The following is a 26,643-nucleotide window of genomic DNA, read 5'->3' on the forward strand; positions in this document are numbered from 1 at the left end:
CCGGGCCGCATGGTGAACAAGCGGCTGGGAGAAAGAACCGGGCTCAGGCCCCGCCGACCCGCAGCACCTCGCTCAACCGTCGCCGACGCCGCGCCGCCGCCTCAGCCCCGACCACCACCACGACCATGACCAGGAACAACACTCCGACGACACCGATCAGCACCCACGGCAGGACCAGGACCGGATTCTCGGACTGCCCGGTCAGCAGCCGCAACGCCAGCGGCCCCAGCGTCACCCGCGCCAGCAGCGCCCCGAGCAGCGGCCCGGCGACGGCGGCGACGAGGGCGAGCGGCAGCAGTTCCCCGGCCGCGACCCGCCGGGCTTCACCGGTGCGCAGTCCGAGGGTCCGCAGCCGGCTGAGTGTCTGCCACCGTTCGGGTGCTCCGGCGGCCGCCCCGAGTGCGAACCCGAGCAGCCCCAGCGCCAGCAGTGTCCCCGCCGACGCCCACGCGAGCCGGACCAGGCCGGTGACCAGCGCCGCGGTCCGCCGATCGTGTTCCAGCGAGTCCCGCAGCGTGACGAGCGCGTCGTGCCCGGCGGCGGCCGCTTCCGCCCCGGGCCCGGTGACCCAGATGGTGTCCGGTTCCACGGGGTACCCGGCCGCGGTCATCGCTGCCACGTCCACGAGCACCACGTCGTCGGCTCCGTCCACCGGTGGCGCCGTGCCGACCGCCGTGAACGTGATGGCAGGCGCCCCTTGGCGCGGCAGTGCGAGCTGGTCACCGGTGTGTACGTACCCGCCGGTGTATCGCACGAGTGCGGGAACGGCCGAGCCGGACGCTCCGGGCAGGTCGCCCAGATGGGGGAGCGGGGTGCCGGCGAGCAGTCTCCGATACGCCGCGCTGTCCACGATGACCAGCCGCGCGGGCCGGGACGTGTCGCCGACCACCACCGGGGCCGGATCCTGGACCTGCCCGGCGACCACGTTGGTCACCCCGGGTGCGGCCGCGATCTGTTTCACCAGGTCGGGGACCTTGGAAAGGCTGTCGGAGGCCATCTCCAGGCGGGCGTCCGCGCCGACGGTCCGCCACGCCCCGTCGGTCAGCCCCCGGTCGGCGGTGCTGGTCACGGTGAGCGCGAACGACGCGAGCCCGGCCGCGCTGACCAGGGCGAGCACCGGCAGCGCCCGGCGGGATACGAGCGCGGCCCGGGCGGCTCCGAAGACTGCGAGCGGCCGGGACGACCGCAACGCCTGCCGCAGGGTCAGCCCGGTGACCAGGGGCAGCAGCCGGAGCAGCACGATCGCGCCGGTGAGTACGCCGAGCGCCGGGGCGGCCGCCGGCAGCAGCACGGTCCCGCCGGCCGACGGCAGCACCCCGTGCTGGCGGAGCAGGGTCAGCGCGACGGCCGTGACAGCGAGCACGGCCGCTTCGAGGGTGAGCCGGCGCAGCGCCGCGGTCCGTTCGCCGATCTTGCGGGCGCTGCGGTTGGCCGGGACGCGCCGGTCCCGGGTGGCCTGGTAGGCCGCGACGACGCCGAACACCGGCCCGGCGAGGACGGCGGCCAGAGCGACCGGGAGCAGCCAACGCCAGGAGACGCCACCGGCGACGAGGACGCAGACGAGCACGCCGGCGGCTGCGGCCACGACGGCGACCGTGACCGATTCGAGGAGCAGTTCGAGGCCGAGTGCGGTCAGGGACGCCCCGCGTTGCCGGGCCACGGTCAGGGCCGGGGCGCGCCGCGCGACCAGCAGCTGGGCGGCGAGCAGCAGGATCAGCACGGCGACCACGATCACCGCGGTGAGCAGCACCGACGCCTGGGCGGTGGCGGCGTCGATCTGGTCCTGGACGTCGTCGAGCACGTAGTCCAGCTGGGTGGACCACTGCGCTTCCAGGGAACGGTCGCCGGACGACGTCACCGACGACGCCTTGAGCGCCACGACGGCGGACACGATCCGGTTGGCGGAGTCGAGCGTGAGCAGGTCCGGGTCGGGGCTGAACCGGATCACGCGCGGCATGTCGTCCTGACCGAACGCGAGGCGTGCGTCGGGCAGCGAGTCCGCCGACAGCAGCCCGCCGAACCGGGTGATGCCCGCGCCGTCCCGCCCGTACGCCGGCTGGAGCAGCCACGGCGCCGCCCGCCACTCCGCCGCGCCGGGGTCCACCGGCCGGAAGACGCCGCTCACCCGTACATCCTTGGGGGTGTGGTTGGCGTCCTCGACCGTGAGCCGATCGCCCGGCTTGACCCCGAGCTGCGTCGCGGACGTCTCGGAGACGCCCACCTGGACCGGCCAGGGCGGCGCGTTGAACGGCACTTCGAGGTCGGCCTGGTCGGAGGTGGCCTTCGGCGCGGTGCCGGAGATCCAGGTGACCGCCGGTCCGCCCGGTCCGGCCAGGTAGTTGAGGCGCAGGCTGCGCGGCTCGGTGCCGTTGAGGATTTTCAGGTACGGGCTCTCGGCGTACTCGATCGGCGGCAGCAGCACGGACTTCAGCGCCCCGAGCCGGCCGAGCGACCGGTCGCGCAGGTCGTCGAGGGCGGCGGCGGAGCTCGGCGTCCGCATCCGTCCGCCGTTCGGGCCGTCGTCCCACTCCCAGTGCGCCTGCACCTGTACGTCGGCGTCGTCCCCGGCCTTCCGCACGGCCTGCTGCACCGCCTGGTCGGCGGTGCTGCGCAGCAGCACGGGCACGGATCCGCCGAGGATCGTGACCACGGCGACGACCAGGGCGGACAGCAGCAGCGGCCCGGCATCGGCGCGGGCACGCCCGCGAATGCTGGGCCAGTGCAGTGCGGGCCGGATCATGACACCACCCGGAGTTGGGCCGCGCCGGCGCGGCGGGCCTGGACGGTGGCGACCGCACCGACCGCGAGCGTGCACCCGGTGACGAGCAGGGCGATCAGCAGCAGTTCGGCCGGCCAGGGCCAGGACGGCAGGACCGACGGGACCGGCGTCGCACCGGTCTCCGAGCGGATCAGCAGCGGCGCGACGATCACGGTGGCCAGGCCGCCGACGAGGGTTCCGGCGATCAGCAGCGGCAGCAGGATCGCGCCGTGCTGGCCGAGCAGTGTCGTGCGGATCTCCCGGCCGGTCATGCCGAGCCCGCGCAGCCGTGCGACTTCGACCGCCCGGTCCCGCAGGTCGTGCGTGACGTGCAGGATCACCCCGGCCAGCAGCAGCAGGACGGCGGCCGGGACGAGCAGTCGCAGCACGGCCGGGAGCCCGGCGTTGAGCGGCCCTGAGGTGAGCCGCCGGGTCTCCCCGGCGCGCGTGGTGGCCTCGCCGAGGTGCAGATCGGCCAGGTCGGTACGGGCGGGCGCCGCCGCCCACCACGCGTCGGCCGGGTACACCAGGTCGCCGCGCAGGGTCAGCGCCCGGGACACCGCGTCGATGTCGGCGAGCACGGCAGCCGCGCCCGGAGCACCGGGGATGCCCGGCACGACCCCGGCGATCGTGACCGGTACGGCCGTGGTCCCGACCGTCAGCTCCAGGGACGACCCGGTGCTGACGCTCAGCCCGTCGGCCAGTTTCTGGGACACCAGCACCGGCACCCCTCGGGTGGCCTGGAACGCCGTCGTGTCCAGCGCCAGCGCGGTGAGCGGGTTGCCGTTGAGCTGCGCCGTTCCGGTCACGGTCAGCCCGTTGCCGGTCGTGGTCAGTCCGGTTCGGATCAGGCTGCCGTGGTTCTCCGCGGGGACGGCGTGCCAGGCGGCGGCGCCCCCGACCGGCCCGGGCAGCCGCAGCGTCACCGCGAAGTCGGTGGTCCCGCCGGCGTCGATCAGGTAGCTGAAGTCGTAGTCGACCGGCAGCGCGACCGCGACCAGCGTCATCCCGTCGACCGGCGCGCAGCCGGTGATCGGGTGCGGCTTGCCGTCCAGCGGGAACGGCGACGCCGCGCAGACCGACCGCAGCCCGGCCGCGTCCTGCATGAGCAGTTGTGGTGCGGCGGTCAGCGGAACCCTCCCGGTCGCCGTGCCGGACGCGGTCAGCGTGACCCCGGCGGCGACCGGGATGCCGGTGACCGGGTTCGCCGGGACCAGCCCGCGCGTCGCCGACGCCCAGTCCTGCCCGGACGGCAGCCGCCCGCGCAGCAGCTCACCGGCGTGCGTGGTGTCGACCGCGACCAGCTGCGGGATGTCGTTCTGCCCGCCGAGCCACTGCCCGATGGCGATCCCGCGGTCGGTGGCCGGGCTGACCACGCGCGCCCCGGTGGCCTGCGCGATGGTGGCGCCCTGCCCGGTGACGGGCGGCGTGGTCAGGTTCAGCGCCAGGTCGGTGCCGACGGCCAGGTCGGCCTGGTCGTGCTGGCTGCGGTCCCAGGTGGCGGCCAGCGCCACCCCGAACGTGCCGGTCGCGGCGGCCAGGCAGATCAGCAGCCCGGCCGCGGCGGCCCGCGGTCGTCGCGCGGCCTCGAACACGGCCAGGGGCAGGGGCAGGCTGTCCGAGCGGGCGGCCCGGCGGTCGGCGAGTCGCAGGGTCGGCGGGACGAGCCGCAGGGCGAGCGCGGCTCCGGCGGCCAGGAGCAGGCCGGGCGCGAGGACCTGCAGGACGTCCGCATCGGTGCGCTGGGCGTGCAACTGCCACCAGCCGAGCCCGGCGAACGCGACCAGCAGCAGATCGGCTCCGGAACGGGCGAGCAGCTCACGGCGTCCGCGCCGGCCGTGCGGGGCCTCGGCCCGCAACGCGGTCAGGGTGAGGACCACGGTGAGGACCAGGGCGCCGGCCAGGACCGTGACGATCTGCGTGGCCGAGAAGAGCGGGCCGGTGGTCAGCCCGGCGCCCGACATCGGCGCGACCTGACTCAGCGCCGCATGCAGCAGCGACGATCCGGGTACGGCCACTGCCCCCGACACCAGCGTGATCAGTCCCGCTTCCAGCGCCGCGGTGACCGCCAGCTGCACCCGGCTGGTCCCGAGCGCCGACAGCAGCGCCGTCTCGCCGGAGCGCAGCCCGGCCGTGAGCCGCCCGGCGAGCGCGAGCGCGGCCGCGGTCAGCACGGTCCCGAGCACGGCCACCGCGAGCACCGCGGCCTGCGTCACGTCCTGCTGGTTGCGGGCCGTCCGCAGCGTGTACGGCAGATCCGACGCCACCCGCGTGAACTGCGCCCGTTCGCCGAGCGTCCCGGTCAGCCGCGCGTCCGCGTCCAGCACGTTGCGCGCCGCCGTGTTCAGCCGTGCCGGGGTGGCACTGGCCACGTCGGGACGGGCGGTGATCTCCATCCGCAGCAGCGACGAGCCACCGGCGAGCAGGTCGCCGAGGTCGACGAGGAACGGCCCGTACGCCGGGAACTCCCGCAGCGACGTACCGTCGTTGTGGTTCGGGTCGAAGCCGGCCCCGTCGAGCAGGTCCCGGTCCCAGCCGGCGCCAGGCGCGGGCCGCGCGATCCCGACCACGGTCAGGTCGACGGCCGGTGCGGGTGCTTCCGAGTCGACGCTCGCCTTCAGCCGCACCTTGCTGCCCACGGTCAGGCCGAGCAGCTTCGCAGTCGGTTCCAGCAGTACGGTCTCGGGCCGGCGCGGGTCGGCACCGGCGCGCGGCCAGCGCCCGGTGACCAGCGCCGCCCGGTCCGGGAGGTCCTCGACACCGGACAGGTAGGCCTGCGCCTTGTCGTCGCGACCGGGCAGCTCCCGCATCACCGACGACGCGCGCACCGCGCTGGTCGACGGGAACGGTTCGAGGGCCCGGGTCAGCACCTCGCGCGTCGCGTCGGTGACCGATCGTGCGTCCTTGCCGGCGATCGCCGACGTGTACGCCGTCGCCGACAGCCGCTGCGGATCGGCCTGCTGCGCGGCGACCGCCAGCGCGACCGGCGCGGTGCGGGTGACCAGCAGCGCGCACACCCCGAGCAGGGTCGCGCCGAGCGTGACGACGGCGAGCAGCGCGACCAGCACCGGCCACTGGGCGCGGGCCCGGCGCAGCAGCAGGGCGATCACTCGTGCAGCCGCCCGTCACTGATCTGGATCACCCGGTCGGCCAGCGCCATCATCACCGGGTCGTGGGTGGAGACGAGCGCCGTGACACCCTCGGACTCGACGACGCCGCGCAGCAGCGCCATCACCGAACGGCCGGTCTCCGCGTCGAGCTGGCCGGTCGGCTCGTCGGCGATCAGCAGCCGCGGCGAGGCGGCCAGGGCCCGGGCGATGGCGACGCGCTGCTGCTGGCCGCCGGAGAGCTCGGTCGGCCGCTGCTCGGCGTGGTCGGTGAGCCCGACCAGGTCGAGCAGCAGGTTCACCCGTTTCTCCCGGTCGGCAGCGGGGGTGCGGGCGAGCCGCAGGGGCGCGCCGACGTTCTCCGCGGCGGAGAGCACCGGGATCAGGCCGAACGTCTGGAACACGTACGACACCTTGTCGCGCCGCAACTGCGACAGGCCGTCCTCGTCGAGCGCGGTGATGTCGTCGCCGTCCACGACGACCGTTCCCGCGTCGGCGCGGTCCAGCCCGCCGATCACGTTCAGCAGCGTCGTCTTGCCCGATCCGGAACGGCCGACGAGCGCGACCATCGTGCCCGGTTCGATGTCGAAGGAGATGTCACGCAGCGCGTGGACGGCGGTCGGTCCACTGCCGAAGGTGCGCTGGATTCCCCGTACGGAAACAATGGCTTCTGGATTTGTCATTTCCCGTTCCGATCGGGATGGATCTGCACGTGGTCGGACTCCAACGCGAGCCGGACGCGATTCGTCAATTCCAGGGTGTCGCGGTATTCGCGGGGGATCTGGACGCGCCCGGCCCGGTCCATCACCGCGTATTCCTCGGCGATGACGTGCGTGTCGCCTTCCTCGTTGGTCGCGGTCCGGCGCAGCACCTCGCTGCTGGTGCGGCCGTCGCGGATCGCCACGGTCCGCTCGACCTGCCCGCTCACCGCCGCGTCGTGGGTGACGACGACGACCGTCACGCCGTACCGCTGATTGACGTCCCGCAATGCCTCGAACACCTCAGCGGAGGTCGCGGTGTCCAATTCGCCGGTCGGTTCGTCGGCGAACAGCACGTGCGGCCGGTTCGCCAGCGCCACCGCGATGGCCACCCGCTGCTGCTGACCGCCCGACATCTCGCTCGGCTTCCGATCGGCGCAGTCGGCGACCCCCAGAGCTTCGAGCAATTCCTGCGTACGTTCCCGGCGCTCTTTCGCCGGTTTCCGCGCGGCCGTCATCGGCAGGTCGATGACCTGTCGCGACGTCAGATAGGGCACCAGATTGCTGGCGGTCTGCTGCCGCACGAACCCGACCGTCTGCCGCCGGTAACGGACCCGGTCGGAGCGCGACATCGCGAGCAGATCCCACTGCTCGACGTGGGCCTTGCCGGCGGTCGGCGCGTCGATCCCGGCCAGGATCGACAGCAGCGTCGACTTCCCGGAGCCGGACGCGCCCACCACGGCCACCATCTCGCCGCCGTTCACGACCAGGTCGAGCCCCTGCAGAGCCTGCACCTCGATCGATCCGGTCTGATAGATCCGGACCAAGCTCTCGCAGACGATAAGTGCTTCCGCCACTGTCCCCCCGATCATGGGCGGCCCTTTCTACCACGTTTCTTAACCGGTTAGGTACCGTCCGGGCGTAGAGCCGAAATGGTTACGGAAAGCTTCGATGAAAGCGCTGGGAGTACGGAAACCGCAGTCCATGGCCACGCGGGTGACCGGCCGACCGGCGGCGAGCAGGCTCAACGCGTGATGCAGCCGCAGCTGCGCCCGCCACTGCGGGAACGTGACCCCGGTCTCGGCGCGGAAGAGCCGGCTGAGCGTACGTTCCGCCGCCCCCACCTGCCGTCCCAGCTCGGTCAGCGAACGCTGGTCGGACGGATCGGCCGCGAGCAGCTCGCAGAGCGCGACCAGTCGCGGATCGTTCGGTGTCGGCAACATCAGCGGCAGCGCCTCGGCCCGCCGCAGCTGGTGCAGCGCCACCTGCTCCAGGTGGTGGCGATGGTCCGCGCTCAGGTCGTGATCATCACTGAGCGTGCGGATCACCTCGCGCAGCAGCGGCCCGACGACCAGCACGGTCGGCTCGGTCAGCGTTGTCGGCCCCGCCGGGAAGATGATCGAGCGCATCTCGGTCGGCCCGTTCGCCTGATGGGCGTGCGGCACCTCGGCCGGAACCCAGACCGCCCGGTTCGGCGGCACGACCCACACGCCGCGCCCGGTGTGCACCTGCAGGACCCCGTGCAGCGGGTACACCAATTGGTGGACGGCGTGATCGTGCCACTCGATCCGCTCGCGATGGCCGAGCGGGCGGATCGTCGGGCCGGTCAGCACTTGGCGCTCTACCGACACAACTCGGCAGAATATCGGAAGTCCGCAGCCCTGTCCTTTGGCAGCGTCGTCACTATGAGTGACTCGCATTGGCGGCGGATGCGGTTGTGGGGGACCGCGCACGCCGTCGACGACCTGTAGCAGGGCCTGGTCCCGGCCACCGTCCCGTACTTCGTCCTCGACCATGGCTACAGCTACGTCGCCGTCTCCGGGCTGACCCTCGCGGCGGCACTCGGCAGTTCGATCCCGCAACCGTTCATCGGCGTACTCGTCGACAGACACCGCCTCGACTGGCTCGCCGCGGCCGGGGTGGCCGTCGCCGGGCTCGGATTCGGACTGTCCGGCCTGGTCGGCGGCTGGTATCCGGCGGTGTGGACGCTGATCCTGATCTCCGGGCTCGGCGTGGCGATGTTCCACCCGGCGGCCGGTCGCGCCGCCCGGGCCGCGGCCGGCGACAGCAGCAGTGCGATGAGCGTGTTCGCGGCCGGCGGCAGCGTCGGGTTCTTCCTCGCACCGGTGCTGGCCACGCCGGTGCTCGTGCACTTCGGGGTGCCGTCCACCGTGCTGTTCGTGATCCCGGCGCTGGTCGTCGCCGCCTTCCTGCTGCGCCGTCATCAGGCGGCTCGCGCGGTTGCCGCCACCCCGCGGACCGGTGCTGATCAATGGCGGCCATTCCTCGCGTTGACCGGGATCGAGGTGGTGCGCTCGGCGGCGTTCTTCGGGGTGAACACGTTCATCGAGCTCTACTGGCTGACCCACCTGCACAGCGGCCGGGGCCGGGCCGGTGCCGCCCTGGCCGTGTTCCTCGTCGGGGGAGTGATCGGGACGCTGCTCGGCGGGCGGATCGCCGACCGGGTGGGCAGTGTCCGTACCGTCCGATGGGGTGCCCTCGCCGGATTGCCGGCCCTGGCCGGACTGGCCTTCACCGGCGGCCCGATCCTGCCGTTGATCTTCGCGGCCCTGGCCGGCGTGGCCCTCAACATCCCGTTCGCAGTGCTGGTCAAACTCGGACAGGACTACCTGCCGTCCCGCCCCGGCACCGCCGCCGGAGTCACTCTCGGCCTGGGCGTGAGCATCGGCGGGTTGTTCGCGCCGCTGTTCGGCCTGACCGCCCAGCACCACGGCCCCGCCGGCGTCTTCGTCCTGCTCTGCCTCACCCCGATCCCCGCGTTCCTGCTCGGCCTTCTGCTGACCGACCCGAGCCGCACGAAGTCGCCGGTGCGCTGACCGCGCCGACGTGCTCAGGGCATGGTGGCCGGACGGACCTCGACAAGGGCGGTGACCGCGCGGCGGATGCGGCCGGCCGCCTTCGCGGAGGCTCCGTCGGTGAGGGCGACATGGTGGACGAGGCCGACCACGGCCAGCGCCAGGGCTTCCGCATCAGCGTGGGCTGGCAGCCGGTCCCGTTCGGCCGTCAGATAGGCGGTGACCGCGCGTTCGAGGGCCGGCAGCGGCGCGCCGCCAGGGCCCAGCACGGCTTCCACCTCGGCGGTCAGTGCCGGCCGCCAGGCGGTGAGCCGGCTGATCGTCAGCAGCGTGACCAGCGGGGTGGCCAGCACCGCCGCGCACAGGTTCCCGGCGATCGTGCCGGTGCCCGCGTGGCCCGCAAGAGCGGCCGCGGTGCCGGCGATCTGGAAACTGCGGTCCACGGCGTAGCCGATCAGGAAGTCGTCGAAGCCGGTGAAGTGGGCGAACAGCAACCCGGTGGCCACGCCGGCCTCCCTGGTCACCGCCCGGCTGGTGAGCTGGTGGGGCCCGGAGGTGACGACCACGCGTTCGGCCGCGGCGAACAGGTGCTGGCGAGGCTCGGTGATGGCGACTCCGCGTGGCATGCCCGCAGCTTAGCCGGATTGCGCCGGGGATGAGCATCTGCTCATACTGGTTTGAGCAAATGCTCATTCTTCGACTGCGGGAGCGCGTGTGAGACGAGCAGTGATCGTGGGTGCGGGCATCGCCGGGCTGGCCGCCGCCCTGCGCCTGACCCGCGACGGCTGGCGCGTGCTGGTGGTGGAGCGGGCCTCGGCCCGCCGCAGCAGCGGATACCTGGTCAACCTGCTCGGTGCCGGCTACGACGCCGCCGAGCGGCTCGGCCTGCTTCCCGCGCTCACCGGGAGTGCGCTGGGCGCGTTCACCACCGTGCTCGTCCGGGCCGACGGGCGGCGCAAATTCACCATCCCGGCCGCCGTCGCCGAGGCTGCGCTGGGCCCGCGCACCCTGACGGTGTTCCGCGGCGACCTGGAGAGCGCACTGTTCGACGCCGTCCGCGACCGGGCCGAGATCCGCTTCGGCACCACCGTCTCCACGATCAGCCAGGACGCCGACCGGGTGACGGTCGTCCTCAGCGACGACACCACCGTGGAGGCCGATCTGCTCGTCGGCGCCGACGGGGTGCATTCCGCGACCCGGACGGTGATGTTCGGATCCGGTCACCGCGTCGATCTGCCCTACGTGGTGGCCGCGTTCCCGCTCACCCATCCGGTGACGGCGGTGCCCGACTCGTCGGCCGCCACCTTCATCGGCCCGGGCCGCACGGCGGCGCTCGTCAACCTGGGCCCGCACCGTTCGTCGGCCTTCTTCACGTACCGGTGCGCCCGCCCCGCCGAGGAACTCGAGCGCGGGCCGGTGGAGGCCCTCGGCTCAGCCTTCGCCGACGTGGCCGCCGGGGTGCCCGAGGCCCTGCGCCGGCTGCGGGACGACCCGGCTCAGGCCTACTTCGACCAGACCACCCAGATCGACGTACGGCCATGGAGTGCCGGCCGCACCGTACTGCTCGGCGACGCGGCCTGGTGCGTCACCCTGTTCGCCGGGCACGGTGCCGCCCTGGCCCTGGCCGGCGCCGACCAGCTCGGCTCCGCACTGCAGCGCCACGGCCGTGACGTCGGAGCCGCCCTGGCCGCGTGGGAGGCCGGGCTGCGGCCCGAGGTGGTCAAGCGGCAGGCACTGGCCCGTCGCGGCATGTATCAGTACGCGCCACCGAGCCGCTTCCACGTGTGGCTCAACGACACCACGATCCGCGCGATCACCCTGCCCGGCCTGCGCACCCTGGTCCGGCGCGGCATCGAACGGCAGAGCCGGTGACGGGCCCGGGCCGGCCCTGGGACGCCACGGCGACCGGCGTCATGCGCCTCCCCTCCGGCGCGCTCGTGCGCGGTCGGGGCCTGCGTAAACCCGTACCGGCGGGCCCGGATCCGCACCTGGGGGTGTACCTGCTCGGCAAGCCGCCACCGGCGGTCGCCTGGGAGAGCACCTGGATCCGGTGGCGGGACTTCTGGCTGCCGTCGGATCGTGGCGCCTTCCGGGACGCCCTGACGCAGGTGCTGCTGCGGGCCCCGTCCGAGCGGGTGGAGATCGCCTGTTACGGGGGCGCCGGGCGCACCGGCACCGCGCTGGCCTGCCTGGCCGTACTGGACGGCGTGCCCGGTGAGCAGGCGGTCGACTACGTGCGGGCCCACTATTCGCGCCGCGCGGTGGAGACCCCGTGGCAACGACGGTTCGTGGTGGCTTTCGGCGGAGTCACGCGGCCGGGCCGACCACCCCGCCGTCACCTCCCGTAGTGGAACCGAGAATGACGAGCCGCTGCGTCGTGCGGGTCAGGGCGACGCAGCGGTCGACCGCACCCTCGATGCCCTCGCCAAAACGGGCCGGGTCGACGAGAATGAGCAGGTCGAGCCGATCGTCGATCCGGAACTGTTCGGGCAAGGGCCACCGGAACAGGTTCCGGCGGCCCGCAAACGTCAAGCGAGAACGGGAGCTGTGCCGATCAGTGCGACCAGGCGATGCTGGTGGCCTTGTCGTTGTACGTGCTGCCGACATTCGGGTTCGAATAGTTCGGGAACAGCTGGTAGAGGCCGGCGACGTCCGAGCAATTCGCGTGGTCGAACGCCACGAAACGGGACGACGAGTAATTCGAATACGACGTGACGCTGTTGTTCAGGTCGGAGTTCAGATTGGTGCAGCCGTTGGCCCGCAGGGTCGCCGCGGTCCATTTCTGCCACGGCGTTCCATAGTTGGACGCGTCGTAGACGCAGACGTAGTTGACCGGGCAGGCGACAGCCAGTGCGGCTTCGGGGACGACGAACGCGCCGGTCGCCGCGGCGAGAATGCCGACCGCGGCCAGGCGGCCCCAAGAGCGCTTCCTGAGCATATTGCATCCCCTTTGATGTGGGCGGCCTCCGGGCCGCCTGACATGCTGATGCTAGGTCGCAGCGCGCGCTGAACCGAACCATAGACCACGGGCTCGGTGTATTCCAGGCCGCAATTCCGGCAAAGTGGAAGATTGTCGATCGGCGCCTATGTGACGACGTCCCGCGACTCGGATATTTGTGCGTGCTCAATAACGGCACCGGGGGAATCGGTGGACAGGCGAACAGGTTTTTGAGTCCTCGTGCTCAAATCCCGGCTGCGACGATCATGCCGTGCTGCGCCGCCGGCCGATCCCCCTGCCGCATACGGCTGACGATTGCCGTGTTGCCGGCGACCGGCACGCGAAGCGCCGCCGCCCGGTGGAGGGCGCAACCGGGCCGTCACCCGCGAATCCCCAGCTCAGAAGTCTTCGCTCAGACTGCGCATCCGTCCTGAGGCTGGGGGTCGCGAGGAGAACAGGCGTTGGTGTCGGCCGGCTCCGGTCAGCGGTCGGACGCGCTGCTGGTTCGCAATCCCCAACCGTATGGATAGAGCGGCCGGTAGTCGCGGTCGCCGACGTTGATGGGCACCTGCGCGGCGGTGGCCGGCCAGGTCACCGGGAGCTTGCCGGTGAACGGGCGCCTCCCGAAGAGGGTGTCGGCGACGCCAGTGCCTTCGCTGCCGGGCAGCCAGGAGGCGACCAGGGCGTCGATCTTGCCGAGCTGGTCGGTGAGGATCTGCGGCCGGCCGGAGACGACCAGGACTACGCACTTGGCGACGGCGTCGCAGACCTTGTCGATCGCGGCCTTGTCGGCGGGCTGCAGGGTGAGTGACTTGCTCTCCTTCTGCGCATCGGTGCCCCACGGCCAGACCGGGCCGCCGACGTCCCCGTAGCCCTCGGCGTACGGGGTCTCTCCCACCACGACGACACCGACGTCGTTCCTGCCGATCGGTGCGGAGGCGTCGGCACTGTAGGTGACCTGGGCGTGCGGGGCGACCTGGCGGATGCCGTCGAGGATGGTGGTGCCCGGGATGGTGTCGCCGGAGCGGCCCTGCCAGTCCAGGGTCCAGCCGCCGGCCTGGTTGCCGATGTCGTCGGCGTTGCGGCCGGCCACGTAGATCTTCGCGTCCGGGCGCAGTGGTAGCAGGTGGCCGGTGTTCTTCAGCAGGACCTGCGACTTGGCGACGGCCTCCCGGGCCAGGGCGCGGTGCTGGGCGCTGCCGACCTGGTCGACGTGGTCGGTGGTGGCGAACGGGCGGTCGAACAGGCCGAGCTGGAACTTGCTGGTCAAGACCCTGGACACGGCGTCGTTGATCCGGGCGATGCCGACCCGGCCGGCCTCGGCCTCGGCCTTGAGTACGGCCTCGAATCGCTCGGCGGTGTTCGGCTCCATGAACATGTCGATGCCGGCGTCGACTGCGGTGCGCACCTGCCCGGCCGTGGGCTTGGCCGTGTCGGGGGTTGCCGCTGGGTCGGGGATCTGGTGGATGCCTTCCCAGTCGGTGATCACGAACCCGTCGAAGCCGAGCTTGCCCTTCAGCGTGCCGGTGATCAGCTCCTTGCTGGCGTGCATCTTGATCGGATTGCCGACCCCGTCCTCGGTCCAGTCGATGCTGGAGAACGACGGCATCAGACTGCCGGCGCCGGCGCGCACAGCGGCGGCGTACGGCGCAAGGATGGTCCGGGCGAAGTCGGCGCGGCTGATGGTGGTGACACCTTGGTCGATGGCGTAGCCGCTGTCACCGGTGCCGTAGCCGGTGTTGCCGTCGCCGGCGTAGTGCTTGATCGTTGCGAGGACCCGGTCCGGGCCGGCCAGCTGTGAGGTCGTGCGGCCTTGCAGCCCGGTGACCGCGGTGGTCATCCGGGTGACCAGTTTCGGGTCCTCGCCGAAGCTCTCGTAGCTGCGGCCCCACCGTTCGTCGCGGGTCACGCAGAGGCACGGGGCGAAGTCCCACGGGATGCCGGTGGCACGGACCTCGGCGGCAGTGGCGTGGTACACCTTCTCGACGAGTTTCGGGTCGCGGCTGGCGCCGAGGCCGATGTTGTGCGGGAAGATCGTGGCGCCGTAAACGTTGCCGTGGCCGTGAACGGCGTCGACGCCGTAGATGATCGGGATCTGCAGCGGCGTGGACAGGGCGGCCTGCTGGAAGGTGTTGACCATGGTTACCCAGCCGGCCGGGGTGTTCGGGTTCGGTACGGAGCCGCCGCCGGACAGCACCGATCCGAGGCGCCACGTCGCGACCTTGGTGGGGTCGTCGGTGACCGCGCCGCGTTCGGCCTGCGTCATCTGGCCGATCTTGTCGTCCAGGGTCATCCGGTTCAGCAGGTCAGCGACCCGCCGTGCGGTGCTGAGCCGGCGGTCGAGGTAGGGCAGGCCGTTGGCGTTGATCACCACCGTCGGAGCCGTACCGGTGGCGACGCGCGCCGTGACCGGGTTCAGCATGACGGGGATCGTTTCCGCGGTTTCGGCACTGCGGTCGCTGCGTACCGGGATACGGATCGTCGTGCGAGCCCCTGGGGCGCTGTCTGCGGGAAACGTGACCGTGCCGGTGGCGGCCGGGTAGTCGGTGCCGGGTGTGGCAGTGCCGATCGTCGTCTGGTATTTCAGCATGGCTGTGTTGACGAGAGGTTTGTTGTCGCTGGTGCCCAGGACGAGGGTGACGGTCGCCGCGTCGCCCTCGTCGACCTGCACGAAGGTACGGGCTGCGGTGACGGTGGCCGTCTGCGCGCCGGCGGCCGAGACCGGCTGGCCGGGCAGCAGGGCGGTGCCGATGAGGCCGGCGGTCACTGCGGCGATGCGGCCACGTGACAGCTGGGTGTGACGTCGATGGGGTGAAGGCATGCGGTTCCTCTCTTCGGTGACAGGTCGGCCGGCGGAGAGGCAACAGCCGGTGTGCGGACCGCGGGGCCGTTCATGACGATGAAGTCGGCGTCGCCGTAGGCGATGTCACAGGCACCGATCGGGACGCCGCCGGGATGTTCGCGCAGCTGTCTCGTGGCGGCTGCCTGGGTGGCGGCGTCATCGGCGGCCGGTGCCGCCCCGGCGGGTGCCTACAGCTCGAACGCGGCTGGCGGGGCGACGGCCAGGATCAGGGCGGCGCGCGCGGGGTGGCGGTGCGGATTCATAGCAGACCCCCGATGGTCAGGCTTCGATAAGCGTCTATGGTCTGCCAGATTATCAATGGTTATGAACTGGGGTGGATCACATCGACGCTCGATCAGCAATGTGATCCATGATGCGAGTTTCAGGAGAGTGATTCACGAAAGAGGTCCCGTATGCGCCGCTATTGTTCACGCATGAGAGCCGGGAACGGCAGCGCATTGACCTATATGTCGTTTCGGTCGCGGCTGTAGATCGTCGCCGGGAATCGGCGTCGGATCAGTATGAAATGCTGTCGCCGGAAGTGAGAATGACCAGGCGCTGGGTGGCGCGGGTCATGGCGACGTAGCGGTCGACCGCACCCTCGATGCCCGTGCCGAAGCGGTCCGGGTCGACCAGGATGACCAAGTCGAACTCGAGGCCTTTGGCCAGGGTGGGAGTCAGCGAGCGAACCCGGTCGCGCTGCGGGAACGACGAGTGGCCGATCACGCAGGCGATACCCTCGGCGTTCTCCGACAGCCACTCGCCGAGCAGCGCCTCGAGCGACGAGAGCGGCCCGTGGAGGACCGGCAGGTCGCTGGTGCGGATCGAGGTGGGGACGTTGGCGTCGGGGAGCGCGGCCCGGATGACCGGCTCGGCTTCGGCCATCACCTCGGCCGGCGTGCGGTAGTTGATCGTCAGCGACGAGACGGTCACCTGGTCCAAGCCGGCCCTCTGCAGCCGGGAGGACCAGGACTCGGTGAAGCCGTGCCGCGCCTGCGCCCGGTCGCCGACCACGGTGAAGCTGCGCGACGGGCAGCGCAGCAACAACATCTGCCACTCCGCGTCGGTCAGCTCCTGCGCCTCGTCGACGACGATGTGCGCGAACGGGCCGGCCAGCAGATCCGGGTCGGCCTTCGGCAGGGTGCTGCCCTCGTCGAGGACTTCGCGCAGGTCCTGCTGCCGGAGCATGGTCATCAGGCCTTCGCCGTCGTCGTACTCGTTGGACGCGATCAAATCCTCGACGACCCGGTCCATGTCCTTGCGCGCGGTGGCGGTCGCCGCCTTCTGCTGCCGTCTACGCGTGGACACCGACGCGTCGCCGAGGCGCTGCCGGACCGCGTCGAGCAGCGGCAGGTCCGCGACCGTCCACGCCCGCGGGTCGTCGCGCTGCAGCGCGCGGATCTCGTCGACGCTCAGCCAGGGCGCGACTTTCCGCAGATAGGCCGGCACGGACCACAGATCCGCGACGATTTCCGCGGCGTCCAAGATCGGCCAGGCCCGATTCAGGACGGTACGCAGTTCCCGGCTGCCCGGCTCGTCGATGATCGCCAGTAACTCGTCCCAGATGTCGTCACGCGCCTCGTTGTGCGGCACCCCGTCGGCCGCCTCGAACGCCGTCGCCCAGTCGCGGGCAGAAACGGTCACCTCCCCGTCCCGCGTCTCGACCGTCACCGCCTTGCGGGGCGGCTCCTCGTAGAACCGCACGGCCGCCTCCATCGCCCGGACCAGCGCCGCCGACGACTTGAGCCGAGCCACCTCCGGATCCGCCTCCGGAACCGCGGCCGCCCCCTCGGCCAGCAGGTCCCGCAGCGTGCACGTCTGCACGTCCTCCTCGCCGAGCGACGGCAGGACATCCGAGACGTACGCGAGATAGGGCTCGTGCGGCCCGACGAACAGCACCCCGCCGCGGCGGGCGCCCAGGCGCGGATCGGAGTAGAGCAGGTAAGCCGTCCGGTGCAGGGCCACCACCGTCTTGCCGGTGCCCGGTCCACCGTCGACGACCAGCGTGCCCCGCGACCCGGCCCGGATGATCGCGTCCTGGTCGGCCTGGATCGTGCCGAGCACGTCCCGCATCCGCGGTGACCGGCTCGCGCCGAGGCTGGCGATGAACGCCGACTGGTCGTCGAGCGCGGCGCCGGCCCGGAGCCCGTCGGCCGTGAACACCTCGTCCCAGTAGTCCGTGATGCGCCCCTCCAGCCACCGGTACCGTCGCCGGCTGACCAGCCCGTCCGGGTTGGCGTGGGTCGCACCGAAGAACGGCTCGGCGGCCGGTGACCGCCAGTCGACGAGCAGCCGCGCGCCCTCGCCGTCGGTCAGCCCCAGCCGCCCGATGTAAACCGTCTCACCCGACTCGTGCACCATCCGCCCCAGACACAGGTCCAAGCTGAACCGGCGCAGCGTGCGCAGCCGGGCGCTGATCCGGTGCACGGCGTCGTCCCGGTCCACCGCCTGACGGCCCTTGCCGGCCGGAGCCTTGCGTTCGACCTCCAGCCGGTGCTCGAGGTCGGCGATCGACCGGACCAGGCTCTCCGCCATCGCGACGAAGTGCTTCTCGTCCTCGGCGATCTGAGCGGGGTCGTCCTTGGCCGGATGGTTCCGCAGATCAAAGACGGTCACGGGCGGAACTCCTCGATCAGCAGCTCGGCGGCGACGGCGGCCCCGTCCGGGTACATCGCGGCGGCCACGGCGGCGGCGTGCGCGGCCGTCTCCGGGGCCAGGGCGGCACGCAGCGCGGCGCCGAGGTCGTCACCGGTCGCGCCGATGCCCAGGGCGGTCACCCGCTGCGCCCAGTACGGCTGGTCACCGCTGTGCGGGACGATCACCTGCGGTGCGCCGGCCCGGGCCGCGGTGTGCGTGGTGCCGGAACCGCCGTGATGCACCACCGCGGCGACCCGTTTGAACAGGGCCGGATGACTGACCTCGCCGACGACCAGGCAGTCCTCGGCGTCCAGCCCGGCCCGGCCCGCGGCGAGGATCACCGGGTGACCCTGGGCGCGGGCCGCGTCGACCGCCGCCCGGGCGAGCTCTTCCGCCACCGGCATGCTGCCGAAACCGACGTACACGGGAAGCGGCTCCTGCTCCAGGAAGGCCTCGACGTCGTCGGGCAGAACACCCTCGTCGGGCAGGATCCACGTGCCCGTCTGGACCACCTCCAGATCCGACGGCTCGGGCCACGGGCCCAGCAGCGAATCGGTGGCAAGCCACGGCAGATCGGTGAACCCGTAGTCGCGCACGTCCTTGACCTCGGCCAGCCCGTGCCGCTCCCGCTCGGCGTTGAGCACGTCGCGGAACAGCGCGTTCGCCGCCTCGGCGTCCTGATCCCACAGCGCCCGGTTGTCGGTCACCGCCGGATCCAGCGGATGACCGGGCCGGGCGATCGGCCGATGGTGCACAGAAGGCAAGGAATCAGCCTGAAAAGCCGCATAGACGTACGGGATGTCCAGCATCTCCGCGACCGACCGCGCCCCCGCCACCGACGGCAGGATCCCGCACGCCACCACCACGTCCGCGCCCGCCAGCACGTCCGGAAGCTTCGCGAACTGCTCGGCGACCAGCTCACCGGCCCGCTCCGGAATCGTCCCGGTGACCGGCCCCCGCATGATCTCCCGCGGTGACCGCCCGACCGGCACGAACGGCACCCCGCGCAGCGGCACCTCGTCCGGCGGCGCACACACCGTGACGTCCGCGCCCAGCCCCTGAAGCCGCACCGCCAGGCCGATCAGTGGTTCGACGCCGCCCCGAGAGTCGTACGCCGACAGCACCACACGCACTCTGGTTCCCCCATTTTCGCAGCTCACAGCGTTGACTGGGCGATTGTGCCGCAGAACCCGGGTCTTGCCGCAAGCCCCCGGGTCTGCTATAGGTTAGAGATGGGAAGGGGTGTGTTCGCCCCCTTCGACCTCACCCACCGTCACCTGCGATGACCCTCGTGGATCCGACGGGCGATCGGCGCGACCGTCTGCTCGTCGCCGCGGCGAAGCTGGAGATCGAGCGGGTCGAACCCCGTGACGCCGTGCTGCGCCCGCGGACCGCACCAGTCGGGGTGACCCGGCGGCGGCCGATGCCGCGCGCCTGGCCGCCGACCCCGCGCCGGCGGCTGGCTGACCGCCGCTCCCCGGGCGGTGCCGGCGTCGAGCGGGCACGAGCCGGTCCCCGGCCGGAATCGTGGGCCGGGGAGCGGCCCTCGGACGTCAGTGGCCCAGCAGTACGAAGGCCAGGGCGAGAACGGCCGGGACGGTCTGCACGTAGAGGATCCGCCGGCTCGCGGTGAGCGCGCCGACGATCCCCGCCACCGCCACGCACACCAGGAAGAAGATCTTCGCCGCGAAGCCGGTGTCACCGCCGGCGATCAGACCCCAGATCAGGCCCGCGGCCAGGAACCCGTTGTAGAGGCCCTGGTTGAGCCCGAGCGTCTTGGTCTGCTGGGCGAACTCCGGCGTCAGCCCGAACGCCTTGTACCCGCGCGGTGTGGTCCAGAGGAACATCTCCAGCACCAGGATGTAGACGTGGATCAGCGCGACGATCCCGGTGAGCACGTTCCCTGCAATGATCATCCCGGCAGGGTACCGGCAGAAATTTCCGCGATCTCACCCATCCGCCCGGCGTGCGGCTCCGAATCCCGGTTCGGACGAGCACGCGCGACGAAGGGCGGACGCAATGGCGGAACGTGGCACGGGGCGCCGGCCGGATCATCTGACACCGGTCCCACCGGCACCACCACCGGACGCCGACGCGCTGCTGCGGGCGGTCGCGCGCGGCGACGAGCCGGCCTTCGCCCGCCTCTACGACCTGGTCGCGCCCCGCGTCTACGGCCTGATCCGGCGCATGTTGAAGGATCCGGCGCTGGCCGAGGAGGTCGCGCAGGAGGTGCTGGTCGAGGTGTGGCGCACCGCGGCCCGCTTCGACCCGGCGTCCGGCTCGGCGACCGCGTGGGTGTTCACGATCGCCCACCGCCGGGCCGTCGACCGGGTGCGGGCCGAGCAGTCCGCCGCCGATCGCACGATGCGGGCCGGGGCGGCGGCGATCGACACGCCGTACGACTCCGTCGCCGACGAGGTCTCCGGACGCCTGGAACGTCAGCAGGTCCGGCGCTGCCTCGCCGATCTGACCGAGTTGCAGCGGCAGGCGGTCACCCTCGCTTACTACCAGGGTTACTCGTATCCGCAGGTCGCGGAGCTGCTCGGTGCGCCGGTCGGGACGGTGAAGACACGCATGCGGGACGGCTTGATCCGCTTGCGGGACTGCCTGGGAGAGGGGGTGGCGGCATGATCGCCGACATTCACGCACTGGCCGGGGCGTACGTCCTGGACGCCGTCGACGACCTGGAACGGGCCGCCTTCGACCGGCACCTCAGCGAGTGCGACGCCTGCCGGGCCGAGGTCGGCGAACTGCGCGACGGTGCGGTCCGGCTGGCCGCCGGCGCCTGGTCGGTCCCACCGCCGCGGCTGCGCGAGTCGGTGCTCACCGAGATCAAGAAGACCCGCCAGTTGCCGCCGCGGGCCCCGAAGCCGGTCGCGTCGCCGACCGGGAAGCGCCGCCGCCTGGTCGCTGCCGCGGCCGCCGTCGTGCTCGCGGCCGCCGGGGCCGGCACGGCCGCCTATCGGATCCAGGATCAGCGCGTACGCGATGCCCAGGCGACCGCCGCGGCGTCCCGGGCCGAGCAGGAGCGGGTCAACAGCATCCTCGCGTCCCCCGATCTGGTGGTGCGCACCCAGGAGCTGGCCGGTGGCGGCCGGGTCACCGTCGCCTACTCCCGCCTGCGCGACTCGGGTGTGGTCTCGCTGACCGCGGAAGCCGCCCCTGCGGACGGCCGGGTCTTCCAGCTGTGGACGGTCCGCTCGGCGAAGCCGGTCGACGAGGGTGCCCTCGCGGTCGGCCAGACGTCGATCGTGAAGGTGATCGACGGCATGCCGTCGGCCTCCGACGTGGGGGTCACGGTCGAGCCGGCCGGTGGATCGCACCTGCCCACGGTCCCGATGGCGGCCGATCTCAAAATTCTTTGAGATCGCACCAATCCGCCGCACGGTTCGCTCCGAATCATCGGTGTAAGTCCCGATATGGAGGTACGAATCATGCGTGCAACGAAGCTCACCGCCCTGGCCGCCGCGACCGTGTTCGCGATCTCGCTGGCGGCCTGTGGCAGTGACTCCGACGACAGCGGGAACGGGGCGGCAGCCGCGCCGGCGCCGACGATGACCTCCGCGGCGGCGGCGCCCAGCTCGGCCGCCCCGATGGACTCGATGGTCAACTTCGGCACCGGCTGTGCCGCTGTCCCGACCGACCCGGCCAACGCCGGCAGCTTCGAGGCGATGGGCAAGGTCCCGGTGGCCACGGCGGCCTCCGGCAACCCGCTGCTGTCCACGCTGGTCACGGCGGTGAAGAAGGCCGGGCTGGTCGACTCGCTGAACTCGGCCGAGGGGATCACCGTCTTCGCGCCGACCAACGACGCGTTCGCCAAGATCCCGAAGGCCACGCTGGACAAGGTGCTGGCCGACAAGAAGACGCTGACCAGCATCCTCACCTACCACGTGGTGCCCGGCAAGCTCACCCCGACCGACCTGGCCGGCACCCACAAGACGCTGCAGGGGCAGGACCTGACCGTCGCCGGCAGCGGCGAGAGCTTCACCGTCGGCACCGACAAGGCGGCGGTGATCTGCGGCAACGTGCAGACCGCCAACGCGAACGTCTACATCATCGACTCCGTCCTGATGCCGAAGAGCTGATGCGACACCGTCTGCGCGCGGCCCTCACCAGGATCGTCGCGGCGGGCTCCGGGATCGCGGCCGCGGAACTGTTCGCGGCCGCGGCCCGGACCGGAGCGGGTTCTCTGGTCGCGGGAACCGGTGAGCAGGGGGATGGCGCGACCGGCCGGCACACGATCGCGGTCACCGTCGGATGAGCGTGGTCACGTGCCGCAGAACGTTTGGTACGGACCGAAATCGGTCGGGGCGGGCTCGGCGTAACGGGCCAGGCCGCGGCGCTCGTGGAACGGGTCCGAGATCGCGGCGACCAGGCGGTGCAGCGGGTCGAGGTCGCCGCCGGCGGCCGCCGCCAGGGCTTCCTCGACCAGATGGTTGCGCGGGATGTAGATCGGATTCACGCGATCCATCCGCTCGGCGGCCGGGTTCAGGGCCTGCCAGCGGGGGAGCCAGGCGTCGAAGTCGGACGGGTCGTCGAAGAGGGCCCGGGTGAGCGCAGTGTTGCCGCGGGCCGCTTCCGACAACGTACGGAAAAAGGTGGTGTAGTCGATCTTGCCGGCGTGCAACAGTTCGGCGAGATCGGTGGTCAGCTCGGCTGCCGGGTCCTCGGCCAGGCCCAACTTGTCGCGCATGCCCGCGGTCCACGCCGCGTTGAAGGCGGGCGCGAACTTCTCCAGCGACGCCACGGCCAGCGGAATCGCCTGCTCCTCGTCGTCGTGGAGGAGCGGGAGCAGAGCCTCGGCGAGACGGGCCAGGTTCCACTGGGCGATGCCGGGCTGATTCCCGTACGCATACCGCCCGCCCGTGTCGATCGAGCTGTAGACCGTCCGCGGATCGACGGCCTCCATGAACGCGCACGGACCGTAGTCGATGGTCTCGCCCGAGATGGTCATGTTGTCGGTGTTCATCACGCCGTGCACGAAGCCGACTAGCATCCACTGCGCGACCAGCGACGCCTGCGCGGCCACCACCGCGTCGTAGAAGCCCAGGTAGTCGCCCTTCGACTCGGGGTAGTGCCGGTCGATCGCGTGATCGGCGAGCCGCCGCAGCAGATCGGCGTCGCCGGTCGCGCGGGCGAACTGGAAACTGCCCACCCGCAGGTGGCTCGCGGCGACCCGGGCCAGGACCGCGCCCGGCTGCGGCTGCTCCCGCAGCACCGTCCGGCCGGTGGCGACCACGGCCAGTGACCGCGTCGTCGGGATGCCGAGCGCGTGCATGCCGGTGCTGACGATGAACTCCCGCAGCATCGGGCCGACGCCCGCCAGCCCGTCGCCGCCGCGCGCGAACGGAGTCCGGCCGGAGCCCTTCAAGTGCAGGTCACGCCCGTTGATCTCGCCGAGCAGCAGCGCCCGGCCGTCGCCCAGGCGAGGGGAGTAGCCCCCGAACTGGTGGCCGGCATAGGCCTGCGCGACCGGCTTCGCGCCCTCCGGAACCTCGGTGCCGGTGAGCAGTCCCGCGGTCAGCTGCGCCAGGTCGACGCCCAGCTCAGCGGCCACCTGCTCGTCGAGGACCAGCACGCGCGGCTCCGGTGCCTCCTCGGCCTGCCACGGGATCGCCATCTCGGGCAGGTCGTCGGCGAAACGATGTCCCAGGATCATGTCCACATCCCGACGGTATCCGCCCCCGGTGAACCGGGACGAATCGCGAGTGTCGCAATCCACTGCCGCCGGGCCGGCGTGGAAGATGATGGCCATGTCTGAGACCCCCCTCCGGGCCACCGTCCTGGGGTACGCGATGAAAGCCCTGCGCAACCTGCCGCGCCCCGTCCAGCGGGCCGTCCTCGGCGGCGCGACCTCGGGCGACCTGCCGCCGGTCGCGGAATTCGTGCGGATGCTGGAGATCGCCGGGGACATGCCGGACTCCGGGCCGACCCACGCCGAGCTGATCGCGCGCTACCCGTCGCTGTCGGAGGTGGAGGTCACCGCACCGGCGATCGACGGGGTGCCGGCGCGGCTCTACCGGAAACCCGGATCGGACGCCTCGGCGGCGCTGGTCTGGGTGCACGGCGGCGCGTTCGTCTGGGGTGACCTGGAGATGGCCGAGTCGCACTGGACCGGGTTGATGCTGGCCGCGCGGGGGATCCCGGTGCTGGCGCTCGACTATCGCAAGGCGTTGCACGGGGTGACGTACCCGGCCGCGTCCGACGACGTGCTCGCCGGGTGGTCGTGGGCGGTCAACCACCCCGACCGGATGGGCGTGCCGGCCGCGAAGATGCACCTGGGCGGGGCCAGCGCGGGCGCCAGCCTGGCCGCGGGCGTCGCGAAACGCCTGCGTGACGGGCAGGGGCGGCCGCCGGCGTCAGTGGCGCTGGCGTACCCGGCAGTGCACCCCGAACTGACCGGATGGGATCAGGCCGGGCTCGACGCGATCCGGGGCAGGCGCGACGCGGTGTACTTCTCGCCGGAGTGGATCCACGATCTGAGCGTTCACTATGCGGGGAGTGCCGGGCTGACCGATCCGTACGCGTTCCCGGGCGTCGGCGACCTGGTCGGGACGCCGCCTACGCTGATCGTCAACTGCGAGTCGGACACGTTGCGGCGGTCCGGGGAGCTCTACGCCGAGCAGTTGCGGGCGGCGGGAGTCGAGGTCAGCGTGCATCTGCTGCCGGGGGCGGCGCACGGGACGTTGAACGATCCGTTCACCGAGGCCGGAGTGCGCACGGTCGACCTGCTCGGCGATTGGATCGCCCCTAAGTAGCGAGCGCGGGCTCAGCGGCTGGCTTGTCGGGCATCACTCGAGCCGCGTCATCGCCCGAGAACCAGTGCCCACACCACGCCGACCACCGGGGCGACACCGCAAATCTCCCGGGCCGGCCGCGTCCTTCCCCTCCGAGGGTTGCGCACCGGCACTGCCTCCGGCGGCGGGTACGTCTCGGTTGCGAATCCACCCGGAAGCGGGGCAGCGCAAAACGGTGATCAACCAGTACCCTGACGCGCTCACAGGTTCTTTACAGTTTTCCCGCTACGAGGTGAGCATGTCCCAGCAGCCGACTCCGTGGGGTGGCGCGACCCCCGACCCGACCGCGCCCGCCGGGTACCCGGCGCCCGGGTCCTACCCGGGCCAGCCCGCACCCGGTTACCCCGCTGCCGGTTACCCGGGCCAGCCCGCACCCGGTCAGCCTGTTGCCGGTTACCCCGGCCAGCCCGGACCCGGTCACCCCGGCCGGCCTGAGGGCGGTTATCCGGGTCAGCCCGCGGCTGCTTACCCCGGTCAGCCTGCTGCCGGTTACCCGGGTCAGCCCGCGGCTGCTTACCCCGGTCAGCCTGCTGCCGGTTACCCGGGTCAGCCCGCGGCTGCCTACCCCGGTCAGCCCGCGGCTGCTCATCCGGGCCAGGCCGCGCCGGTCGCGTATCCGGCGCCGGGGCAGCCGGCCGCCTATCCGGGTCAGCCCGGTGCGTACCCGGCGGCGCCCGCCGCGGACGGGCACGCCGCGTTCCCGCCGCCGTACGCCGGTCAGCCCGCCCCGGGCAGCCAGCCGGCCTACGCGCCGGAAGGCATGCTGCCCTGCCGCTTCTGCGGATCCATCCCGGCCGCGCACGTCAAGTTCCGCGGGCACCAGGGCATGATCGTGATGATGCGGTTCCTGAGCAGCGAAGGCCCGTTCTGCCGCGACTGCGGTCTCGGCGTCTTCCGGCACATGACCTCGCGCACCCTGGTCCAGGGCTGGTACGGCTACGGCTCGTTCATCATCACCCCCTTCACCGTCCTGATGAACCTGATCCGCCGGGGCAAGGTCGCCGACCTCGCGCCGCCGCAGCCCAATCCCTACGGCACGAGCCACCCGCCGGCGGACCCGGGCCCGCGCCTGCTGGAGCGCCCGCTGACCTGGGCCGGCCTGGTCATCCCGTTCGCCCTCGTCGCCCTGATCATCTTCATCGCCACCAGCAACTGACAACCCGGCCCTTCGGCCGGCCTCACAGGTGTATCGCACCGCGAAGCACCTCCCGAGGCCAGCCGCCGGGCTCCGGCCGGTCCTCAGGGGTGTGTCGTCGTGTCGGATGCACCTCTGAGGGCCGCGCCGCCTGGTCTCGGCTGGTTCCCGGGGGTGTGTCGCGGTGCCGGAGGCACCCCGGACGGCCAGCCGCTGGCTTTCGGCTGGGCCGCAGGGGACGTCGGAGGGTGTCAGTCCTGCTCGTGCTCGGCGATGTACCGCTTCGGATCCTTGTTGTGGAAGTCGAGCCCCTTGCCCTGCGGGTGCTCGGCGAAGAACTGCAACCACTTCGCCCCGAGCTCGATCCGCAACTCCATGCTCGCGTGTTTCCGGAAGTCGGGCAGCACCTCGTCCTCCTCCTCGGCGAGGTGCTCACTGTTCTCGGTGCGCGCCGTCCACACCCCGGCCCACCAGCCGTCCGACCCGACCGGATGTTTCGCCGCCTCGACGATCCCGTCCCGGATCTTGTTGTGATCCCGGATCGCGTCGTCGGTCTCCTCCTCCGCGTCCTCCCCACCGCTGTCGGTCAGCAGGTGCGGATAGAGGATCTCCTCCTCGGCGTCCGCGTGGATGTCGAGGTGGAGCGCGAGCGGCTCCCAGATCGCCCGTAGTTGCTCCTCGCCCCGGGCATCGTCGAGCCGGGCGAAGCCCACCCGGAACGTGTGGTGGTCCTCCATGATCAGCGCCGTGATCTCGTCCATGCCCGCACCTTACAAAGGTTCGCGCTCCGCTGCCGGGACGCTGTGGATAACTTCGCGTGGCCCCGGCCACTGTGCACAAGCCAATTCTTGTCGGCCCCGGGGCGTAGCGTGCCGGGCATGACAGGCGAACACATGTTCGAATCTCCGGCGCGGC

At 71.9% G+C, this 26,643-nt stretch carries 23 protein-coding genes; 9 read left to right on the forward strand and 14 right to left on the reverse strand.

Annotated features, from left to right (window positions below):
* Positions 1-43: 43 nt before the first annotated feature.
* The 5 genes from ACH442_RS20295 to ACH442_RS20315 are packed head-to-tail and all read right to left on the reverse strand — an operon-like array spanning position 44 to position 8,194.
* Complete coding sequence (locus ACH442_RS20295; RefSeq protein WP_396339600.1) at positions 44-2,740, reverse strand: FtsX-like permease family protein; 2,697 nt, start codon at positions 2,738-2,740, stop codon at positions 44-46.
* Complete coding sequence (locus ACH442_RS20300; protein ID WP_396339601.1) at positions 2,737-5,868, reverse strand: FtsX-like permease family protein; 3,132 nt, start codon at positions 5,866-5,868, stop codon at positions 2,737-2,739. The genes ACH442_RS20295 and ACH442_RS20300 overlap by 4 nt, the downstream gene beginning before the upstream one ends.
* Positions 5,865-6,548, reverse strand: coding sequence for an ABC transporter ATP-binding protein (locus ACH442_RS20305; protein ID WP_396339602.1), 684 nt, complete (start codon positions 6,546-6,548; stop codon positions 5,865-5,867). Before ACH442_RS20305 ends, ACH442_RS20300 begins: the two co-directional genes overlap by 4 nt.
* Positions 6,545-7,420 (reverse strand): ABC transporter ATP-binding protein, encoded by an 876-nt coding sequence (locus ACH442_RS20310; RefSeq protein WP_396339603.1) that lies wholly within the window; start codon positions 7,418-7,420, stop codon positions 6,545-6,547. Before ACH442_RS20310 ends, ACH442_RS20305 begins: the two co-directional genes overlap by 4 nt.
* 39 nt (positions 7,421-7,459) lie before the next feature.
* Complete coding sequence (locus tag ACH442_RS20315; protein ID WP_396339604.1) at positions 7,460-8,194, reverse strand: AraC family transcriptional regulator; 735 nt, start codon at positions 8,192-8,194, stop codon at positions 7,460-7,462.
* A 126-nt stretch (positions 8,195-8,320) separates the two neighbouring features.
* On the opposite strand from ACH442_RS20315, the gene ACH442_RS20320 reads away from it, so the two are divergent.
* Entirely contained in the window at positions 8,321-9,400 is a 1,080-nt protein-coding gene (locus ACH442_RS20320; RefSeq protein WP_396339691.1) for an MFS transporter, read from the forward strand.
* Between the two features lie 14 nt (positions 9,401-9,414).
* On the opposite strand, the gene ACH442_RS20325 is transcribed toward ACH442_RS20320, so the two are convergent.
* On the reverse strand, positions 9,415-10,005 hold the full coding sequence (locus ACH442_RS20325) for a TetR family transcriptional regulator (RefSeq protein ID WP_396339605.1): 591 nt from the start codon (positions 10,003-10,005) through the stop codon (positions 9,415-9,417).
* An 88-nt stretch (positions 10,006-10,093) separates the two neighbouring features.
* Between ACH442_RS20325 and ACH442_RS20330 the strand changes: the two genes are divergently transcribed.
* Together ACH442_RS20330 and ACH442_RS20335 are read left to right on the forward strand one after the other, a co-directional pair.
* Positions 10,094-11,251: an FAD-dependent oxidoreductase gene (locus ACH442_RS20330; RefSeq protein ID WP_396339606.1), complete on the forward strand. Its 1,158-nt coding sequence runs from the start codon at positions 10,094-10,096 to the stop codon at positions 11,249-11,251.
* Positions 11,252-11,292: 41 nt separating this feature from the next.
* Positions 11,293-11,727, forward strand: coding sequence for a protein-tyrosine phosphatase family protein (locus ACH442_RS20335; protein WP_396339692.1), 435 nt, complete (start codon positions 11,293-11,295; stop codon positions 11,725-11,727).
* Here the strand turns inward: ACH442_RS20335 and ACH442_RS20340 are convergent.
* The 6 genes from ACH442_RS20340 to ACH442_RS20365 form a co-directional block, all read right to left on the reverse strand.
* Complete coding sequence (locus ACH442_RS20340) at positions 11,687-11,911, reverse strand: hypothetical protein (protein WP_396339607.1); 225 nt, start codon at positions 11,909-11,911, stop codon at positions 11,687-11,689. The genes ACH442_RS20335 and ACH442_RS20340 overlap by 41 nt on opposite strands.
* A gap of 22 nt (positions 11,912-11,933) precedes the next feature.
* A complete protein-coding gene (locus ACH442_RS20345; protein WP_396339608.1) occupies positions 11,934-12,317 on the reverse strand; it encodes a peptidase inhibitor family I36 protein in 384 nt (127 codons plus the stop codon).
* A 481-nt stretch (positions 12,318-12,798) separates the two neighbouring features.
* Positions 12,799-15,084 (reverse strand): glycoside hydrolase family 3 N-terminal domain-containing protein, encoded by a 2,286-nt coding sequence (locus tag ACH442_RS20350; RefSeq protein ID WP_396339609.1) that lies wholly within the window; start codon positions 15,082-15,084, stop codon positions 12,799-12,801.
* A gap of 591 nt (positions 15,085-15,675) precedes the next feature.
* Entirely contained in the window at positions 15,676-17,775 is a 2,100-nt protein-coding gene (gene helR / locus ACH442_RS20355) for an RNA polymerase recycling motor ATPase HelR (protein ID WP_396339610.1), read from the reverse strand.
* Complete coding sequence (locus tag ACH442_RS20360) at positions 17,772-18,929, reverse strand: glycosyltransferase (RefSeq protein ID WP_396339611.1); 1,158 nt, start codon at positions 18,927-18,929, stop codon at positions 17,772-17,774. Before ACH442_RS20360 ends, helR begins: the two co-directional genes overlap by 4 nt.
* A gap of 420 nt (positions 18,930-19,349) precedes the next feature.
* The gene (locus tag ACH442_RS20365; protein ID WP_396339612.1) at positions 19,350-19,712 is read right to left on the reverse strand and encodes a DUF1304 domain-containing protein; all 363 of its coding nucleotides are present in this window, start codon (positions 19,710-19,712) and stop codon (positions 19,350-19,352) included.
* A 103-nt stretch (positions 19,713-19,815) separates the two neighbouring features.
* On the opposite strand from ACH442_RS20365, the gene sigK reads away from it, so the two are divergent.
* The 4 genes from sigK to ACH442_RS20385 all read left to right on the forward strand — a co-directional run bounded on the left by sigK (position 19,816) and on the right by ACH442_RS20385 (position 22,057).
* Positions 19,816-20,427: an ECF RNA polymerase sigma factor SigK gene (gene sigK / locus ACH442_RS20370; RefSeq protein WP_396339613.1), complete on the forward strand. Its 612-nt coding sequence runs from the start codon at positions 19,816-19,818 to the stop codon at positions 20,425-20,427.
* Complete coding sequence (locus ACH442_RS20375; RefSeq protein ID WP_396339614.1) at positions 20,424-21,161, forward strand: anti-sigma factor domain-containing protein; 738 nt, start codon at positions 20,424-20,426, stop codon at positions 21,159-21,161. The genes sigK and ACH442_RS20375 overlap by 4 nt, the downstream gene beginning before the upstream one ends.
* 69 nt (positions 21,162-21,230) lie before the next feature.
* Positions 21,231-21,881 (forward strand): fasciclin domain-containing protein, encoded by a 651-nt coding sequence (locus ACH442_RS20380; RefSeq protein WP_396339615.1) that lies wholly within the window; start codon positions 21,231-21,233, stop codon positions 21,879-21,881.
* Complete coding sequence (locus ACH442_RS20385; protein WP_396339616.1) at positions 21,881-22,057, forward strand: hypothetical protein; 177 nt, start codon at positions 21,881-21,883, stop codon at positions 22,055-22,057. Before ACH442_RS20380 ends, ACH442_RS20385 begins: the two co-directional genes overlap by 1 nt.
* A 6-nt stretch (positions 22,058-22,063) precedes the next feature.
* On the opposite strand, the gene ACH442_RS20390 is transcribed toward ACH442_RS20385, so the two are convergent.
* Positions 22,064-23,455: a YdiU family protein gene (locus tag ACH442_RS20390; RefSeq protein WP_396339693.1), complete on the reverse strand. Its 1,392-nt coding sequence runs from the start codon at positions 23,453-23,455 to the stop codon at positions 22,064-22,066.
* Positions 23,456-23,549: 94 nt separating this feature from the next.
* On the opposite strand from ACH442_RS20390, the gene ACH442_RS20395 reads away from it, so the two are divergent.
* Both ACH442_RS20395 and ACH442_RS20400 read left to right on the forward strand, forming a co-directional pair.
* Positions 23,550-24,554, forward strand: a complete 1,005-nt coding sequence (locus ACH442_RS20395) for an alpha/beta hydrolase fold domain-containing protein (protein ID WP_396339617.1) — start codon at positions 23,550-23,552, stop codon at positions 24,552-24,554.
* Between the two features lie 277 nt (positions 24,555-24,831).
* Positions 24,832-25,749 (forward strand): hypothetical protein, encoded by a 918-nt coding sequence (locus ACH442_RS20400; RefSeq protein WP_396339618.1) that lies wholly within the window; start codon positions 24,832-24,834, stop codon positions 25,747-25,749.
* Positions 25,750-25,979: 230 nt separating this feature from the next.
* Here the strand turns inward: ACH442_RS20400 and ACH442_RS20405 are convergent, their stop codons facing one another.
* Positions 25,980-26,489 carry a hemerythrin domain-containing protein gene (locus ACH442_RS20405; protein ID WP_396339619.1) on the reverse strand — a complete coding sequence of 170 codons (510 nt, stop codon included), beginning with the start codon at positions 26,487-26,489 and terminating at the stop codon, positions 25,980-25,982.
* Positions 26,490-26,643: the final 154 nt, after the last annotated feature.

The organism is Actinoplanes sp. NPDC020271 (assembly GCF_044388125.1).
Taxonomy (GTDB): Bacteria; Actinomycetota; Actinomycetes; order Mycobacteriales; family Micromonosporaceae; genus Actinoplanes.